Annotated in this window: 12 protein-coding genes; 5 read left to right on the top strand and 7 right to left on the bottom strand. The window is 45.1% G+C overall.

What is annotated here, in order from left to right; genetic code table 11:
• The first annotated feature begins 188 nt into the window (after positions 1-188).
• Both DI392_RS14435 and DI392_RS14430 read left to right on the top strand, forming a co-directional pair.
• Complete coding sequence (locus DI392_RS14435) at positions 189-1,142, top strand: ADP-ribosylglycohydrolase family protein (RefSeq protein WP_181388425.1); 954 nt, start codon at positions 189-191, stop codon at positions 1,140-1,142.
• On the top strand, positions 1,132-1,992 hold the full coding sequence (locus tag DI392_RS14430; protein WP_181388424.1) for an NAD(+)--dinitrogen-reductase ADP-D-ribosyltransferase: 861 nt from the start codon (positions 1,132-1,134) through the stop codon (positions 1,990-1,992). The genes DI392_RS14435 and DI392_RS14430 overlap by 11 nt, the downstream gene beginning before the upstream one ends.
• 53 nt (positions 1,993-2,045) lie before the next feature.
• On the opposite strand, the gene malE is transcribed toward DI392_RS14430, so the two are convergent.
• Positions 2,046-3,230 (bottom strand): maltose/maltodextrin ABC transporter substrate-binding protein MalE, encoded by a 1,185-nt coding sequence (gene malE, locus DI392_RS14425; RefSeq protein ID WP_109320398.1) that lies wholly within the window; start codon positions 3,228-3,230, stop codon positions 2,046-2,048.
• 404 nt (positions 3,231-3,634) lie between these two features.
• Between malE and DI392_RS14420 the strand changes: the two genes are divergently transcribed.
• Complete coding sequence (locus DI392_RS14420; protein ID WP_109320397.1) at positions 3,635-5,104, top strand: glycoside hydrolase family 32 protein; 1,470 nt, start codon at positions 3,635-3,637, stop codon at positions 5,102-5,104.
• A gap of 47 nt (positions 5,105-5,151) precedes the next feature.
• Here DI392_RS14420 and DI392_RS14415 read toward each other — a convergent pair whose 3' ends face one another.
• Positions 5,152-5,904: a helix-turn-helix transcriptional regulator gene (locus DI392_RS14415; RefSeq protein ID WP_109320396.1), complete on the bottom strand. Its 753-nt coding sequence runs from the start codon at positions 5,902-5,904 to the stop codon at positions 5,152-5,154.
• Positions 5,905-6,141: 237 nt separating this feature from the next.
• On the opposite strand from DI392_RS14415, the gene DI392_RS14410 reads away from it, so the two are divergent.
• Positions 6,142-9,093 (top strand): hypothetical protein, encoded by a 2,952-nt coding sequence (locus DI392_RS14410; RefSeq protein WP_109320395.1) that lies wholly within the window; start codon positions 6,142-6,144, stop codon positions 9,091-9,093.
• A 59-nt stretch (positions 9,094-9,152) separates the two neighbouring features.
• On the opposite strand, the gene DI392_RS14405 is transcribed toward DI392_RS14410, so the two are convergent.
• A complete protein-coding gene (locus DI392_RS14405) occupies positions 9,153-10,934 on the bottom strand; it encodes an alpha-amylase family glycosyl hydrolase (RefSeq protein ID WP_109320394.1) in 1,782 nt (593 codons plus the stop codon).
• Positions 10,935-11,135: 201 nt separating this feature from the next.
• Here DI392_RS14405 and DI392_RS14400 point away from each other — a divergent pair, with 201 nt between their 5' ends.
• Positions 11,136-12,266 carry a tetratricopeptide repeat protein gene (locus DI392_RS14400; RefSeq protein ID WP_245884076.1) on the top strand — a complete coding sequence of 377 codons (1,131 nt, stop codon included), beginning with the start codon at positions 11,136-11,138 and terminating at the stop codon, positions 12,264-12,266.
• Between the two features lie 60 nt (positions 12,267-12,326).
• Here the strand turns inward: DI392_RS14400 and sstT are convergent, their stop codons facing one another.
• The 4 genes from sstT to DI392_RS14380 all read right to left on the bottom strand — a co-directional run bounded on the left by sstT (position 12,327) and on the right by DI392_RS14380 (position 17,242).
• The gene (gene sstT / locus DI392_RS14395) at positions 12,327-13,547 is read right to left on the bottom strand and encodes a serine/threonine transporter SstT (protein ID WP_109320392.1); all 1,221 of its coding nucleotides are present in this window, start codon (positions 13,545-13,547) and stop codon (positions 12,327-12,329) included.
• Between the two features lie 313 nt (positions 13,548-13,860).
• On the bottom strand, positions 13,861-14,901 hold the full coding sequence (gene rsgA, locus DI392_RS14390; protein ID WP_109320391.1) for a ribosome small subunit-dependent GTPase A: 1,041 nt from the start codon (positions 14,899-14,901) through the stop codon (positions 13,861-13,863).
• A gap of 334 nt (positions 14,902-15,235) precedes the next feature.
• Entirely contained in the window at positions 15,236-16,147 is a 912-nt protein-coding gene (locus tag DI392_RS14385) for a polyprenyl-phosphate transporter (protein ID WP_109320390.1), read from the bottom strand.
• A 402-nt stretch (positions 16,148-16,549) separates the two neighbouring features.
• Positions 16,550-17,242 carry a DUF4336 domain-containing protein gene (locus tag DI392_RS14380; RefSeq protein ID WP_245884074.1) on the bottom strand — a complete coding sequence of 231 codons (693 nt, stop codon included), beginning with the start codon at positions 17,240-17,242 and terminating at the stop codon, positions 16,550-16,552.
• Positions 17,243-17,265: the final 23 nt, after the last annotated feature.

The raw sequence follows: 17,265 nt of genomic DNA, 5'->3' as shown, positions 1-17,265 counted from the left end.
ATTAATGTTACAGGTATATAACGATTACAGAGATCAATAGTTAGTCGATCAATGCAGGTTGTCAAGTTGGCGTTAGCCTTTAAAACCTCTTTTATAGTATGGTTTTTATCTTTAATCCGTTTTAGAGTGTTTTTAAACCGATATTTGTTGTCAGCCCGGGGTTGGCTGAATAATCAAAAGGAGTGAGTATGGATGTTGCTCAGGCACAGGGAGTGCTGCCCGTTCAGGAAAAATCGAGAGGATGTTTAATAGGGCTCGCCGTTGGTGATGCTGTCGGTACGACACTGGAGTTTCGGCCACCGGGCACTTTTAAGCCGATAACGGATATGGTCGGAGGCGGACATTTTTGCCTGAAAAAAGGGCAGTGGACGGATGATACCTCAATGGCTCTGTGCCTGGGACATAGTCTGGTGACATCGGAAGGGTTTGATGCTCACGACCAGATGCTGCGTTACTGTGACTGGCTGGACAATGGGTATATGAGCAGTATCGGTATCTGCTTTGATGTCGGGATGAGTGTTTCTTCCGCTTTACGCCGTTTTCAGAAAACCGGAGAGCCATTTTCCGGCTCTAAAGCACGCTGGAGCTCCGGTAACGGTTCAATCATGCGGTTGGCCCCTGTTTCCATCTGTTATCAGCAACAACCTCATCAGTCAGTGTACTACGGAGGAGAAAGCTCAAGAACGACGCATGGATCGCCTCTCTGTATCGATGCCTGTCGTTATTTGTCATTAGTGCTGACCAGTTTAATCAATGGTGCAGAGAAGAGGATTGTGACCACACTGGACTACGAGCCGCAGACTGAAGAGCTAAAAGAGCTTCAGTCTGGAGCCTTTCTGGCCAAACCCTACGTGGAGCTGACCGGAAGTGGTTATGTAGTAGAAAGCCTGGAGTCAGCGTTATGGTGCTTTATGAATACCGATTCTTTTGAAGACTGTGTATTAGCTGCAGCCAACCTGGGTAACGATGCCGATACGACGGCAGCGGTGGCCGGACAGCTGGCCGGAGCCTATTATGGCCACCAGGGAATTCGTCAGGACTGGCTGGAGGCGTTGCACCAGCACGATGATATCTGTGCATTGGCGGATGCACTATATAACCAGTCACACCAGCAAACAGGAAGTATTGCCCATGATGTCTGATTCTTGTTCTGCGGATACGTCGTTATATACTCCTGGTGACGCTGAAGCGGAGTTGTTACATCGGATCACTTTTCCTCTCAATTACTGTAATGTGCCTTCCTGGCTATTGGCGAGTGTAGCTTATCAGGATAACCCTATTCCGTTAGAGCTGGACGGTATCAGTACCTGGTACCCCCGTTTATTTGACTCTTTAAAAGGGGAGCAAGACCCTGTAGCCAGGGCCAGATCCTTTAATGATTTTATGACGGCTCGTTTTCATCTGGCGAAAGTGAAACCGCAGAATCAGGATATGGACGATTCTCCACCCCGGCCCAAGGTCAATTATCGTCGGCTACTGTTAGGGTGGTTGTTTGATTCAGACAATGAACAGGGAGCAGCGTGGCGAAGCTGGGTTGAATCCCGGTTTGGTCTGGTCACCTGCTTTCATAAAGAGTCAGTGTCTGGCCCGGACAGCCCTGAATATCTTCGGTTCCGACAAACGTGTACCCGTGCCATATACAATACCAATGAGCTATACAGTCAGCTTGATCTGTTGTATTGCTTTTGTCAGCAAGAATTACGCCTGCGTTACCCCGGAACTAACCATTTAACCCTCTACCGCGGGTGTGCCGAGTTACCAGAACATACGCTGGATGGTCAGTCGGTGCGGCTGTTTAATAATCTCAGCTCATTTACCGCTGATCCGGAATCAGCGTTACGCTTCGGATCTCAGGTTTATGCCGTGAAAGTGCCTTTTCAAAAGGTTGCCTGTTTTGAGTCGTTGTTACCACAGGGTTTGCAGGGAGAGCAGGAATTTATGGTGCTAGGCGGGTTATATCGGGCGGAAAAAGTCAGGCTGTTGGCGATATAATTCAGCCCGCTGAGAAGGCGCGGGCTGAAGTCGTTATCACAGAAGAGAAGTGATTATTTGATCATTTGCTTTTCTGCATCAGCCAGAGCGTCATCAACGGTTTGGCGATCATCAACGATATTGATAATGGCATTTTTAACCGCACCCCAGAAGGCATTCATTTCTGGGATATTTGGCATGATTTCACCATTGATAGCGTTGTTCATTGTTGCAGCAATACGCTTATCTTTATCCAGTTCTTTTTGGAATGATTTAAGCGCAACGGCACCCAGAGAGGTATCATTGTTAATGGTACGCAGACCGTCATTAGTTAACAGGTAGTTTTCCAGAAACTCAATGGCCAGATCTTTGTTTGGCGACGCAGTACTGATACCCGCTGTTAATACACCGACGAAAGGCTTAGATGACTGACCATGGAATTTAGGCAGTGTTGTCACACCGTAGTTAATTCCTGATTTGTCAATGTTAGCCCAAGACCAAGGACCGTTGATTGTCATTGCAACATGGCCCTGGTTAAATTCAGCTTCTGATACTGAGTAATCCATATCCGAAGAGATAATGCCTTTATTAACCAGATCTTTTACAAAGCTCATAGAAGCTTTCGTTCCTGAGTTTGCTACGCCGGTATCTTTTACGTCGTAACCATCAGTCGTGTATTTGTAGGCATAACCACCATCAGCCGCCATCAGAGGCCATGTGAAGTACGGTTCTTTCAGGTTCCACATAATGGCTTTTTTGCCATCTTTCTGTAGTTTTTTATCCAGAGCTTCGACTTCTTCCCAGTTTTTAGGTGGGTTAGGAACCAGGTCTTTGTTGTAAATCAGAGACAGAGATTCAACAGCGATAGGGTAACCGATAAGCTGACCTTTGTATTTCACTGCATCCCATGCGAAGTCAACAATACCATCTTTAATATTTGCGGAAGGCTTAACTTCTACCAGTAGACCTGCTTCTGCGTACCCGCCAAAACGGTCATGAGCAAACAGCATAATATCCGGGCCATCACCCAGTGCAGCAGTTTGCGGGAACATGTCTTGAACAGCACCAGGGTGAGCAACGGTTACCGGAATACCGGTTTCTGCTTCAAATCGTTCCCCGATTTCAGCCATTCCCTTGTAGCCTTTATCACCGCTCATCCAGATCGTAAGTTGTCCCTCTTCAATAGCTGCATTAGCACTGATTGGGCTGATAGCTGCTAGGGTACTTAGCGCGATCATGCTTAAGGTCATCTTCTTCATAATTCGTTTCCATTTTATTGATATTGTCAGGCTTGTCGGCACGCAGTACCGTACACCAGACATATTGTGTCGAAAGATGGAGATATACTCATCCTACTATTCTCTACGCCCCCTATGATATGTTGTTTTTTTGTGAGTTCAGTTAACATCATATAAAGAAATGGTCAATTGAATATGCGCTCAGTCACAAATATAGCCGTCATGGAAAACGGTAATGTGATGTTGCCCTGGATCGCGCTGATTTCTTCTACTCCCCCCTCCTACTCTTACAGGGCAATGTAGGGGATGAGGTTTTTGTCTTCTCGACCATCCATAATCAGACTTTAAATACAAGGAAGTACGGCTACAAGCGCCAGAACATTCCCTCTATTATATATATATTTTCTTGCCCTGAGGACGCTAGCATGGCACAGCTTACCGGTGATCTTTATCGCCCGAGTTTTCATTTTTCTCCGCCGTTCGGTTGGATGAACGATCCGAATGGACTGGTCCGTATTAACGACGAATATCACTTGTTTTATCAATACCATCCTTTCGATACAGTTTGGGGCCCCATGCACTGGGGGCATGCTGTTTCTGAGGACTTTATAAACTGGACCCATATGCCTGTTGCTCTGGCTCCTGATGAGCGTGGAGCCTGTTTTTCCGGTAGTGCTGTGGTTGACCGGAACAACTCGAGCGGGTTGTTTGATGAGCAGGCTGAACAACCCGGAGTGGTTGCTTTTTATACGGCCAACTATGTGCCTGAAGATGGCTCAAACTGGATTCAGAGTCAGCATATCGCCTGTAGTCAGGATGGCGGAATCAAATGGGACAAGATAGAGAGCAATCCTGTCGTGGATAACCCCGGACTGAAAGATTTTCGTGATCCTAAGGTGTCTTATCACGATGAATCGGGGGCATGGATTATGGTGGTTTCCGAAGGTCAGGATATCGGCTTCTACCGCTCTGAAGATATGCTAAGCTGGGAAAAAACCAGCGTATTTGGTGCGACGGCTGGTGCTCATGATGAATTTGCTCTGGAATGTCCGGATCTGTTTTCATTACAGCTTGATGGAAAAACACACTGGGTATTAGTTGTCGGCGTTCAGCAGTGCGGTCCGGTGGGTGGTACTGGTACTCAGTATTTTGTCGGTACCTTTGACGGTTATCAGTTCGTGAACGCAAATACTGATGATACGGTTTTGTGGCTGGACTTCGGGCGGGATTTTTATGCTGCTCAGAGCTGGTCAGACGTTGCCGATAACCAGCGAATCGCTATTGCCTGGATGAATAATAACCTTTATGCCAACGGTATTCCTACAGCGCACTGGCGCGGGGCGATGAGTATACCGAGAAAACTGCAATTAGCAGAAACTCAGGAAGGCGTTCGGTTGGTCAGTAAGCTTCCGGATGAGTGGAAAGGCTCGTATTCTCCAGTGCTTAACGAGAGTCGTACTCTGGTGGAGAAAGAAAGTCTTCAGTTACCTACTGAGACTCTGGTTGGTATAACTAAGTTGTCGCTAACCATGCCGGTGGACAGTGAAGTTGAATATCGTCCATTGGGTAATGACGCTATCAGCTATACATTCAACAGAGATGAATCAGGTATTCACCTGACAACGAAACGAAGCACGCTTGACTCTAACGGAAGTGATGAGTATCAGGCGCTCTTTGCATTTGAAAGTGTGCTGGAAATACCTGATAGCGACGTCATTGATTTCGTTCACATCTCGGATACCTGCTCCAGCGAGCTGCATCTGTGTGGAGGGTTATATACCCTGACTAATCTGGTTTTTGCGCCAGAATCAAAGGGCTCTCTGCTAACCTGTTGTGCCGGAACGGTGACGGTGAATGAGGCTGCTTTTTGTTCTTCTGAGCAGATTATTTCGTAATACATTCCAACCACAGGTGATAGTAGAGGCTGCTACCACCTGTAGTTTTATAAAATATCAAGCTGTCCATAGAAGAATCGGGATAACAACTGGTTCTGGTGTTTACTACCTGTTTTTTTCAATAGCTGCTTTATTTGGCTACGGACGGTTTCTTTAGATACATTTCTATGACGGGCAATCTCGCTACCGTCCAGTCCTTGAATAAGGAGTGATAAAACCGCTCTTTCTGATGGCGTAAGGCTCTGATTTAACTTTGCTTTTTGTCTATAAGAACTCAGCTTTTGCCACTGTTGATCTAATTCCTTATGAGTTACCCAACTGTTTGCCCAGTGAATCATAAATTGCCAGAACTCATAGAGTTGCATTTGTTGTTTGACGGTGGGTTTACGTGCGGTATAGGAGCTAAAAAAGAACATATGTTGATAGGTTAGTGTATGTAAGCCAGCCATCGAATGTTCGATTTTCAGTGCTGGAACTAAAATATCGCAAAAAATCTCATTATTTATATTCTTGCTTGGTATTAGTTCTTGTAAATATTGCAGTTTCCCAAACTTTCCTTCTTTAAAATAGCTGTTCATATAAATATCGTGATTCATATATTTAACATAAGTATCAAGCTGGTGTTGGGTAAATCCCCGATGATAGCGAAAGACCGGATTATGCTCTGAATCCAGAATAATAATTACGCACTGAGCAAACCCCATATAATTTAGCTCGTCTTCAATGAGCTTCTCTATTGCTTCTTCAGTAGCCAGAGAAACACTATTAAGAACATTGTTTGCTTGATTGATGGTGATCATCGAAGACTTTTATCCAAGAAAATTTATTAAGCTTTAATAGGATAATTATCATTCATTGGGGTAATAAAGCGAATTCTATTAAGAAATTTAAAAGAATGTAATTTGATTAATATCAAATAATATATCTATTCATATGTGTTTTCACCCATATGGGTGATGCATGAGTACATGGTTCACAAAATAATTAGATTTCTAATTCTAGGTTGTCTACTCAATTTTTATAAATAGGAACGAATCATGAAACGTACTCAGTTGGCTCTGGTTATCGGGGCGCTTTGTTCTACCCAGTTAGTTGGATGTGGCGGCGGAAGCAGCAGCTCTTCTACAAATACTACTCCATATGCATATTATGTTGACGCCGCAGTTGCTGGTATCAATTATACGTGTGGCTCTGAAACAGGTACCACTGATAGTAATGGTAAATTCTTCTTTGAAGAGGGTGCAGACTGTACTTTTTCTATTGGTTCAATCGCTTTAAAGACCATTTCTTCAACTGTGCTGGAAGATGTTGCTAGTGGTGAAACGATTCAGGAAACAGATACTGCAATTGCACAGATACTGCAAAACCTGGATGATGATGGTGACCCAACTAACGGTATTGATGTTAGCGTTGATTCTGACTCTGATTCTGACTCTGATACTCAGACTAAAGCTGAAGCTTTTGTTGCAGCTATGACTGAAGCCGAAATTACTGATATTTCAACGGTTGATTTAAGTGATGACACTGACACTACTGCTACAGCGGTAAGCAGCACAGTGACAACGGTTGTCGAAGACGCTGGTGATGTAGTGATCTCAGAAGCCGAGGCTACGACTCACTTAATCAATACCATCCTGTCAGATAGTAAAGGTCTACTAGATGTCGGCTATGATGGTGATCTTAGCTATGGAAAAGTACTATTTTCAGTTGATAGTGATGGCAATGTCACGTCTGCTACTTATACCGATCAAGTTGGTAGTGACAATGGAGAAGCCTCAATTACGCTCAGTACTTCTCAAGATGATAGTATTACCTTAACTATCGCCGATACTGAAAGTAGTGAGAGCAATACATATACTCTCGAATTAGTAAAGGTTGATGATAACTCTCATTATATAGAGATGACCAACCAAGCTGATAGCAGCAATGTTGAACGTCTTTACCCACTAGCAGATAAAGCTGCAGCAGAAACGTATCTGATTAGACAGCGTTTGGCTGGTAATACTACATATGCGGTCGTCAGCGATACTGACGCATTTATGGAATCGTGGACATTTAGTAGTGACCTGTCCACTGGTGAGTGGGTTAATGAAAATGATGGTGAAAGTGGAACCACAACCATTACTTTCAAAGACCTTGAAATGGTTGTCACTGATGATGACGATGCTTCTGTGAATACACTGACGTTTACAGATATCCAAGCAAATTATTTTGCATTCAGTTATGAATACACTGAAGACGGTTCAACAGTGAGCGGTTCTGGCCGGATTTATCATGATGAAACCGAAGCGAGCGAATACTTAGCTTCTCTTGAGTCAGATGATTCTTCGGACACGGGGGATACCGGTACTTCTGATACCATTGCTATGACGAATGACATGGTTAGTGGCCAGACCTGGTATGCCGACGATTTCTACAAGATTACTTTTGGTTCTAACTACACATTAACTAGTCTTAATATGCTGAATCCTGAACAAGATGATGGCAGTGAATCTATTCCATACGTAATTAATGCTAGTGGTCAGTTAGTTGCCGGTGTTGGAAGCGAACTAACAACGATTACTCTGTTAGGTGAAGGCAGTGACTCTTATTCTGTTGAAATCACAGAAACAGAAGATGGTGGTGAGACTTATGAGACGTACGAACAAACGTTGTACACCAACCAGTCTGCACTTGAAGCTAGCCTTTATTCGGACCTGTCTTCTGAACGAGAAGTTCTCGATGAAACCGATGATTCAACTAATGGAGCTCACGCTGGCTTCGAGTTATTGTCAGTCAGTGCGGTGGAAACATCTGATGCGAAGCTTCAGGTTACGGTCACTGCAAATGGTGATATTCAAGAAGCGTTAAATTCGGAAGCACCAGCCGGCTATAGCCACATACTCTGGATTGGCATCAATGAAAATATGGAATTCGGTATGAACGCCAATGGTTCATGGGTGAACACCGATTACTGGTCTAATGGTGATTATATCCCTGGAACACATGTGTCAACGGATTACTACTCTGTATCTATTAATGGCGCTTCGGTAACATTTACACTTGATGCCGATCAGGTGCCAACCAATGATTATGGTTACCTGTATGTTGATGCAACTGTAGGTCAGGATTATAACGGTGATGGAGATGAAGAGAATGATGACTCTACTTATGATGAAGTCGCTCTTGGTGCAACTTGGTCTTATACCGAGTATGAAAACCTGCTGACAGGTGCATGGGTGTATAGTGAACCTGGTGCTCCTATGGCCGCTGTTGCAGTTATTGTGGATAATGAAAACTATGTTGGCGCTCAACAGACTCTGGGTGCTGGTGGCGTTATAGGTGGTGTTGAAAGCGGGACTTATAACTTGAACACTTCTGATACGGAATCTGTTTTTACCAGTGCATCTCCGGTTATCAATTCTAATGCTGACGATACTTTAGTGGGTGCGACACTTACTGTTACGTCTGGTGCCTCTACAGCGATGACGCTTAGCAGCGAGGATGGATCTGGAGCCTTGACTAAAATAGTCAGTACTACTGACCACCCGGAAGCAGGTGCATGGTATGTTGAAAACCCTGATGAGATCACTCTTATCGTTTTGGATGGCAATGGCAACTATATGCATGTTGACCTGAATGAGAGCTATACCGGTTTTTACGATGAGGATTATGTATCAGATAGTACACCATCAGAGCCGAGCATTGATCAGTTGCTGACTGCCGTTAATTATGGTCACGCAATCGTTAATGCGACAGAGTTTGGTACGTATACGCTTAACGAGAGTGCCATTACTTTCACTCCAGCAGCTACAACCGATTTCACAGCCGTTTGTGAAGACGATGGTGATGCCGGTTGTGATACGGTAGCGGGTAATAGCAATGGTGATGCTGGCCCGAGTGGTTTTGCTGCAAGTGTGACATTGCCATATAGTTTTTCTGATAGTGGTCTAACGCTTGATATGTCTGATTACGGTGAAAGTACTGAAACATTTTCGCGTATCGACTAATTTCGATAATTGAATCATATACAATCCAAGCCCACTTATTGAAGTGGGCTTTTTTATGATTACTTTTTAAAGCAAAAAGCCAAAGCTGCCAGAGGTGGCAGAGTGAGCCTTCCCGAAACCTTGCTGTTTTTCCTCTCTAATTCGATTTTACTTTCTCCCATAATCATTTCTCTAAAACAATAATTGTTTTCTGTTAACCCAAGTTCTTCCGGAATCAGCACCGGAAAATGAAAGCTTTCCTCAGGGTGAAAATTGACCGCCACAATCACTACCTGCCCATCCAATTTTCGCGCAAACAAAAAGCAGTGATCTCTGCCGGTACCCATGTTCTCCTGATTTACAGTGTAAAGGTCATGATAACTGCCAGTCAGAGCCTTGGTATTGAGGGTAAAATTCAATACTGACTGATAAAAGAACCGTAGAGATTTTTCTTGCTCAGATAGCTGTCCGCCATCAAATTTACCGTTATTCATCCAGCGCTGGTGGGCAGGCACACCAATATAATCGAATATCGAAGTGCGTGATGGCTGGCCGAATCCTGCGTTTTCGGCTCCGGCTTCACCGACTTCCTGTCCAAAGTAAATCATTGTCGGAGAACTGCTGAGAGTCGCACTGAGTAATATCGCAGGTTTGGCAAGTTCCGGATGACCGGCAAATTCCGGAGAGGCAATACGCTGTTCATCATGGTTTTCCAGAAAATTAAGCATGTGGTGTTCGATATCAGCCAACTGCCGTTGTACTTCAGTTATCCGGCTGGTTGAGGATTTTTGCTGGATGATGTTTTTCAGCAGATCGTATAAATCGACTTTGTCATACAGATAATCCATTTTTCCCAGATGGATGTAGTCACGGTACAGGTTCGGCTGGTATACCTCTGCCAGCAGAAATGCCTCTGGCCTATGCATCTTGATTGACGAGTTCATAAAGCTCCAGAACTCGACCGGCACCATTTCCGCCATATCATAGCGAAAGCCATCGACACCTTTATCCAGCCAGTAGAGGGCGATATCGCGAAATTTTTTCCAGGAATCCGGCACTTCTTTATCTTGCCAGAACTCATGATGTTTTCTGTAATCATGCTGTGAATAGTCGTCGGGCAGTTCGGAAAAATCTTTGCTACCATCCGGACGAATGCCGTAGTTGATTTTGGCGGTTTCATACCAGTCATCAAAACCTGGTTTTGCCTCTCTTGAACCATTCCCGGTCCACTTTGCCGGAAATTCACGGTAGGATGGAAAAAGGGATTCGTTGATTAACGGCTGGTAGCTGTCTGGTATATCGGGAACCTGAAACTCTTGCTGCGGAATGTAATAAAAATTATTATGCCGGTCATATTCAGTCTGGGTATTGTCGTTCGCGCCCAGATCAGAGATTCCGTCAGGGTTGTCTTGTCCCTGATAGCATCTGGCGACATGGTTCGGAACAATATCAATAATGACCTTTAAGCCGTGAGTATGAGTACGTTCAATAAGGGCTGCAAATTCCTCCTGCCTTTGGGCCGGATCGTCTGCAAGATCGGGGTTTACCGAGTAATAGTCTTTAACGGCATAAGGGGAGCCGGCGCGCCCTTTGACTACTGCGGGATGATCATTGGTGATACCAAACTCCCTGTAGTCTGCGAGCAAAGCGTGATGGGGAACACCGGTATACCAGATATGGGTAACGCCTAACTCTTTAATTGCTTTTAGTGCCTGGTGGGTAAAGTCGCTGAATTTGCCGAGGCCATTCTGTTCTGCTGTTCCCCACGGGGTATTGGTTGTCCGGGTATTGCAGTAAACACCTGATAGATGACGAACTTGTGCTGCATATCTTTGTGTCCATTCTGCTTCAGAAAAAAGTATATACCCATAGTAAGGAAAAGAAATAATGTGGGCTTCCTCCCTGTTCGGTGACCGGGGGCGTAGAACCTATTGATTTTTCTCTGACTGGCTCAGGAAATCATTTATGATGGTTAGGGCTCGCCCTAAATGGAAAGAAGCTTAACTTTTCAGCCTTATGGCCGTTATAGATTATTGAAACTCTGAGATTAAAAGATACATGTCATGAATATCGCTATTTTTATTGCCGGTTTTTCTCTCCTCTCCATCTTTATCTGGATGGCGATGCTGTCTTCGAAGAAGAAAAAGATGGCAGAGAAAAAAGCTGAGCGCGAACGGGCTTATCGAAAAGCGATTGAAAGGCAGCAGGACGAAGAACGTAAGGAACGAATCTTTAAAGCAGACACCGGGCATGTTCCCACTCAGTTGTACCTTGCTAAAGAAGCGGAGCGTTCCAATCCGGCTGAAGCATTACATTGGTATGAGCGAGCAGCGTTACTGGGTAGCGAGGTGGCAATGTACGGTGTCGTGCGGGTCTGTGGCAGAGCCAAAGATGACATCATTTTAAAAGAAAAGGCTAAATTCTGGCAGCTGGCAATTGATGCTGCTGAAGGAAATAAACACGCTCAGTTTAAAATGGGTAAGGCTTTTATTGCAGGAATTGGTGTCGAACAGGATATTGATAAGGGAATCGGCGCTATTGAAGAGCTGGCAGAAGAGGATATGACCGACGCCCAGGTCTTTATGGGGGACTGGTACATGGCGGAGTCTAACCTGAATCCGGATCTGAAACTGTCGGCCGAATGGCACTTTCGTGCGGCAATGGCTGGCAATGCTGACGGGCAATTAAAAATGGGGCATCACTACCGTGATGGCGCGGGTGTGCCTCATAATCATACCCGGGCGTCTTACTGGTATGAGAGAGGTGGTGAACAGGCCAACGCAGAAGCTCAGTATCATGCGGGAGAAATATGGGTTGGAATGGGGTCTAAAGGTAATGCCATCGCTTATATCTGGCTATTTTTATCGGCTCACTTTGGTCATGACGAGGCGCGGCATCGGCGTGATGATGTCGGTAATTTACTCGGTGTGGATTCCGTAGTCAGCCTGCAGGCAATGCTAAAACCGCTGATACGGAAGATGGATACAGGGTCCTTAGGCACGCACTCTCTGATAAAAGCATTGAATAAGCTGTATAAGCGCGAAAGCTATTTTCCTGATGTAGACGGCAATGAATTTATGGTGTTAGAGCAGCAGGAAGAAGAGGGTCAAGAAGAGGAGTTGTTTCAGGAAACGGAAAGCAAACCGGAACCGGATCACCTTGATTTCAGCCACTCACCGATGGACAGGCATTAACGCGTGTTTGCAGATAAAAAATAGCCCGAATGGTCCGGGCTATTTCATTTCATACTACCGCTAGCTATTTTTCTGATGTTCCGCTTTACACACTGCAGCGGTAAATACCACGTCAGTAGAGCTGTTCAGCGCAGTTTCAGCAGAGTCCTGCAGAACGCCGATAATAAAGCCCACACCAACGACCTGCATCGCCACATCATTTGAAATACCGAACAGGCTACATGCCAGAGGGATAAGCAGTAGAGAACCACCGGCAACACCAGAAGCACCACAGGCTGATACTGCAGCAACAACACTAAGAAGCAGTGCGGTCAGCATGTCGACTTCAATTCCAAGAGTATGTACAGCTGCCAGTGTCAATACGGTAATGGTAATTGCAGCACCCGCCATGTTGATGGTTGCACCCAGAGGAATAGAAACAGAATAAGTATCTTCGTCCAGATCCAGTTTTTCACACAGAGTCATGTTAACCGGAATGTTCGCCGCACTTGAACGAGTAAAGAATGCGGTAACGCCACTTTCACGCAGACACTGAAGGACAAGCGGGTAAGGGTTCTGTTTGGTTTTCACATATACGATAACCGGGTTAACCACCAGAGCAATGATAAGCATAGCGCCAAGAAGAACCGCAAGAATTTGTGCATACCCGGCCAGGGCAGAAAAACCGGTGGTTGCAAAGGTAGAGGCTACCAGACCAAAAATACCGAATGGTGCCAGACGGATAATAAAGCGAACGATCTGCGACACGCCATGACTCAGGTCTTCAAAGACGGCTTTAGTGGTACCGGAAGCATGGTGCAGAGCGATACCCAGACCGATAGCCCACACCAGAATACCAATGTAGTTGGCTTCTCTCAGTGCATTAATTGGGTTATCTACCATTTTGAACAGCAGCGTGTTAAGAACTTCTGCAATGCCCTGTGGCGGGGTTGTTCCTTCAGCACCCGCAACCAGAGTCAGAGTGGTTGGGAACATAAAGCTTAGCACAACGGCAGTAAAGGCTGCTGCCAGAGTACCAATTAGGTAAAGCGTCACGATAGGGCGCATATAGGTATGTTGATTCCGGTTTTGATTCGCAATAGAAGCTGCAACCAGAATGAATACCAGAATGGGTGCTACAGCTTTTAGTGCGCCAACAAAGAGTTGGCCAAGCAGGCCAGCATTGGTGGCTCCTTCCGGAGAAACCGTTGCCAGAACAATACCGAAGACGATACCGACTAAGATTTGTATTACAAGATTGCCGCTGGCGTATCTTGCAATGAGAGTGTTGCTGTTTTGCATGTCTTTTCCTGTAATGAATTATTGTGTTGTCTCAGCCTGATAGAATAGTTAATTTGGCTGCGTTGCACAGTTTAATCATTGAAGAGCATGTGTCTAGCAATAACCGAAATTTGTCCGACGAAAATGCAAGAAATGATGAGTATATAGACAAAAATGTTGAATATATGTTGATTTTAAGTAAAAAAAGAAAGGAAAGGGGGTTGATTGAATTTTAGACAAAACCCCCTGGTAATGGAGCGACGAAGAAATATTAAACTGCTTTTATTTCTGCACTTATTTTTATTTTTTCATAGTGTGACTTTCCTTTTCTCTATTACGGCCTTTCTTTTTTTACGCTACGACATAGTTTGCTGAATTGTCGTTCTTTGGCTCTTAACTCCGCTAGGGAAGCACTATTTCTTTCCTGTTCCCTTAATAATTTGAGATAGTTTTTCAGGCGTCTGGGGTCCAAATTACCACTTTCCACCGCTCTCTGTACTGCGCATCCAGGCTCAGTCTGATGATGACAGTCAGAAAACCGGCAACGAGTTGCCAGCGCTTCTATATCTGAAAATGTCTCACGGAGCCCATGCTGGCAATCGGCTAACTGCAGTTCCCGCATACCAGGCGTGTCCAGCAGGATACCTCCCCGAGGGAGAAAGTGGAGTGAACGGGAGGTCGTGGTATGACGGCCTTTATCATCGTCAGCTCTTATCCCAGCCGTTTTCTGTTCATTATGACCCATGAGTGTATTAATCAATGTGGATTTACCTACACCTGAAGAGCCGAGAAATGTGACCGTCTTACCTTTTCCGCACCATTGCATCAATGGCTGTACGCTTTCCGGTTCGAGGCTATTAACACACTCTGTCATCAGCATCGGGTCTAACTTCTGTACCTGTTGTCGTTTACTCTCTGCGTCAGTGCAGAGATCCGCCTTTGTCAGTACAACGACTGGCTCCACCTGTGCTTCACGGGCAAGTGTCAGATAACGCTCTATCCGATTCAGGTTAAAGTCCTGATTCAGCGAACAGACGATAAATACCGTATCAACATTCGCGGCGATATACTGCTCCGCGATTTTGGTCCCGGCCGCTTTCCTGCTAAACAGAGAATGTCTGTCCAACAGGCGGGAAAACCGGTTCTGTTGATCTAATAATACCCAGTCACCCACCGTCATTAGTGGCATCTGGCTGAGAATAGGTAATGTGTGTCTGCCTTGCTTGGTTAACAGTTCATAACCGGAACGGTGATGAGCGATGACTCGGGCAATAACAGCCTGTTCATAATCTTCAAGTGTCAGTTGCTGCTGGAAAAAAGGTTGCCAGCCAAGTTGTTGTAGGGTTATTGGTTGTAAGTTAATGGTGTTTTGCATGGTCTGATACCCTGGACAGCCGTTATCTGAACCTTAAGCGGAGGTTTGTATAACGGTATCGACATAAATGGTATTTGGGGCAGGTCAGATACGACAAATGCCCCGGATCAAATACTCACCGGGTAAGAAGGAAGAGGGGAAAGTGAAAGAGTAAAAATGCAGTAAGTGGAATTACCCTTACTTAAGCCGCTTCGTTTACCGGGTGGGTGTGGCTTACAATCATCTTTTATCCTCCATTGAACGGCATAACTGGTTAAAGAATAGCAGAAAGCCTGACAGAGTTGCCAGGCTTTGTTTCACAGTATCGGCTATTTTATCTGTTTGTCTGCCAGTATTAATTATCCGCAAACTTCTCCAGTACCAGAACAATACCGATACCGGCCAGCATCATAATAATGGCCAACAGTAACTGATGAGGTTGTGAAGTGATCGCCTCAAAGTCGAATGGCGACAGGTTATGCTGTAAAAGGGGAACCTGTTCACCATGGGAATTGGTTCTCCATGTCAGTGTTTCTTTCCATGGCCAGATTTTGGGGAGCGTGCCGGCCATCACACCCGTAAGAAACATCAGGGTGGAATCCCGGTGGTGTTTAAGAAGCCAGGACAGCACGTGGGAAAAGCAGAGCAACCCAATAACACAGCCTGCGGCAAACAGCAGTAAAATATCAACCTGCAGGGAATTGGCTGCCCCCAGAATTGGCGTATACATACCAATAAGCAGCAGGATAAAACTACCGGAAATGCCTGGCAGGATCATCGCGCAAATGGCGATAGCACCAGCCAAAAGCACATTAATATTGGTTGGATCCATCTCCAGAGGCTTTAGCACAGTAATAGCGTAGGCAAATCCAATACCCAGCAGGGTGAATAGGCCGCGGATAAGATCTCGCTGCTCTATCTGACGTACGATATGGTAAACAGATACCAGTATCAGGCCGAAGAAGAATGACCAGAGTGGGATTGGATGGGCAACCAGTAACCAGGAGATCAATTTCGCCAGAGTCAGAAGACTGCAGATAATACCACTGAACAGGCTGATTAGGAAAAAGCCGTTGATATGACTGAATACGGCTTTAAACCCATCCCGCTTCCAGATACCAATTAACGTTGGGTTCACCCGGCGAATGCTTTCCAGCAGAGTGTCATAAATTCCGGTAATAAAGGCAATGGTGCCTCCGGAAACGCCAGGAACCACATCTGCGGCTCCCATAGCCATTCCTTTGAAGAAGGTGATCAAGTAACTCATGTATTTTGCACTTAGTAACGTCGATAAGAAGAGCCAAGTATACAAGAACTTTTATGCGTGTATCCGACTCATTGATAGGAAATGCATAAAGTCCCTATTAATATCATGTCATTATGCATCGCCTTCGCATAATGCAAATGCATAATGCGAAAGTTTAGTTGCATTATACCTACAAAGTATTAGATTTTACTTAATTATGGTTGGTTTTTATGCAAAACTAATGAGGAAAAAAAGTTGGCATGCTATGTGCTAGTTATATATCGACCCTTCTTAAAGCCGAGGGTCACCTAGCCAACTGACGTTGTTAGTGAATATAATTTGTTCACACTATCTATAAGCCAATCGCCGATTTTTGCGATTGGCTCTTTTTTTATTTAAGGCCCATACTTAAATTCTGAAGCTCTAAAATGCCCACCAGAAAGCCTGATAAAAAGCATCCTTAGCGTTCTGTTCGACAATTAACCCATTCGAAGAAAGCAACCGGTCAAACGGCCATGTCATTATTTCCTGCACAGAGAGTCGTAGCCGGTTCATCTGGGTGATATGCGTTCTATCCGAATCGGGGTAGCATAGCTTCTGATCAAGTCCTTGTAACCTGGCCAACAGTTTTTGTCCTGTTGGCAAGTGAGGCTGAGCCGCCTGAAGGTTGTCCGCTAGTATCAACGTATTACTTTGCGGATCACAGAACACAAATTTTCGGGGTTTATCTGAGCCGAGAAGGGGCGTTTGTAACAGCTCTCCTTTCCAGGTCGCCGGGCTATGGCTGGAAAGGGCACCATCAAAATTGATATCGGAGCGCAGACTGATCAGGGACGGGGTGGCATAGAACATCGCCTGTGAATAGGTAAGCCACCATTCAGACAGCGTCTGGTGGTAAGTCATCGAAGGAGAAATAACGGCACTAACCTTTCCCAGCCTGGTTAGTTCAGTTTGCAGGTGTATGGTCAGTTCAACCGGGTTATGAATGATCAGCGAGCCATCCTGAAGCTTGATGACGATCATTCTGTGAATATGGGACATGCCATACTTTTTGTATGGCATGTCCATATACCAGAGCCTGTTTGTTTCCCATTCAGTGAGCATGTTCCAGTCCATTATCCCAGCTCTTAGAGAGAAGG

It is taken from the genome of Vibrio albus (genome assembly GCF_003144035.1).
In the GTDB taxonomy this organism is placed as follows: Bacteria; Pseudomonadota; Gammaproteobacteria; order Enterobacterales; family Vibrionaceae; genus Vibrio; species Vibrio albus.
This window is presented reverse-complemented; position numbering and strand designations above follow the sequence as displayed.

What these genes read in the sequence shown, in the direction of transcription:
- DI392_RS14430 (WP_181388424.1), top strand. Translation starts at nt 1,132, where the DNA reads ATGATGTCTGATTCTTGTTCTGCGGATACGTCGTTATATACTCCTGGT.
- malE (WP_109320398.1), bottom strand. Translation starts at nt 3,230, where the DNA reads ATGAAGAAGATGACCTTAAGCATGATCGCGCTAAGTACCCTAGCAGCT.
- DI392_RS14410 (WP_109320395.1), top strand. Translation starts at nt 6,142, where the DNA reads ATGAAACGTACTCAGTTGGCTCTGGTTATCGGGGCGCTTTGTTCTACC.
- DI392_RS14420 (WP_109320397.1), top strand. Translation starts at nt 3,635, where the DNA reads ATGGCACAGCTTACCGGTGATCTTTATCGCCCGAGTTTTCATTTTTCT.
- rsgA (WP_109320391.1), bottom strand. Translation starts at nt 14,901, where the DNA reads ATGCAAAACACCATTAACTTACAACCAATAACCCTACAACAACTTGGC.
- DI392_RS14435 (WP_181388425.1), top strand. Translation starts at nt 189, where the DNA reads ATGGATGTTGCTCAGGCACAGGGAGTGCTGCCCGTTCAGGAAAAATCG.
- DI392_RS14400 (WP_245884076.1), top strand. Translation starts at nt 11,136, where the DNA reads ATGAATATCGCTATTTTTATTGCCGGTTTTTCTCTCCTCTCCATCTTT.
- DI392_RS14385 (WP_109320390.1), bottom strand. Translation starts at nt 16,147, where the DNA reads ATGAGTTACTTGATCACCTTCTTCAAAGGAATGGCTATGGGAGCCGCA.
- DI392_RS14415 (WP_109320396.1), bottom strand. Translation starts at nt 5,904, where the DNA reads ATGATCACCATCAATCAAGCAAACAATGTTCTTAATAGTGTTTCTCTG.
- sstT (WP_109320392.1), bottom strand. Translation starts at nt 13,547, where the DNA reads ATGCAAAACAGCAACACTCTCATTGCAAGATACGCCAGCGGCAATCTT.
- DI392_RS14380 (WP_245884074.1), bottom strand. Translation starts at nt 17,242, where the DNA reads ATGGACTGGAACATGCTCACTGAATGGGAAACAAACAGGCTCTGGTAT.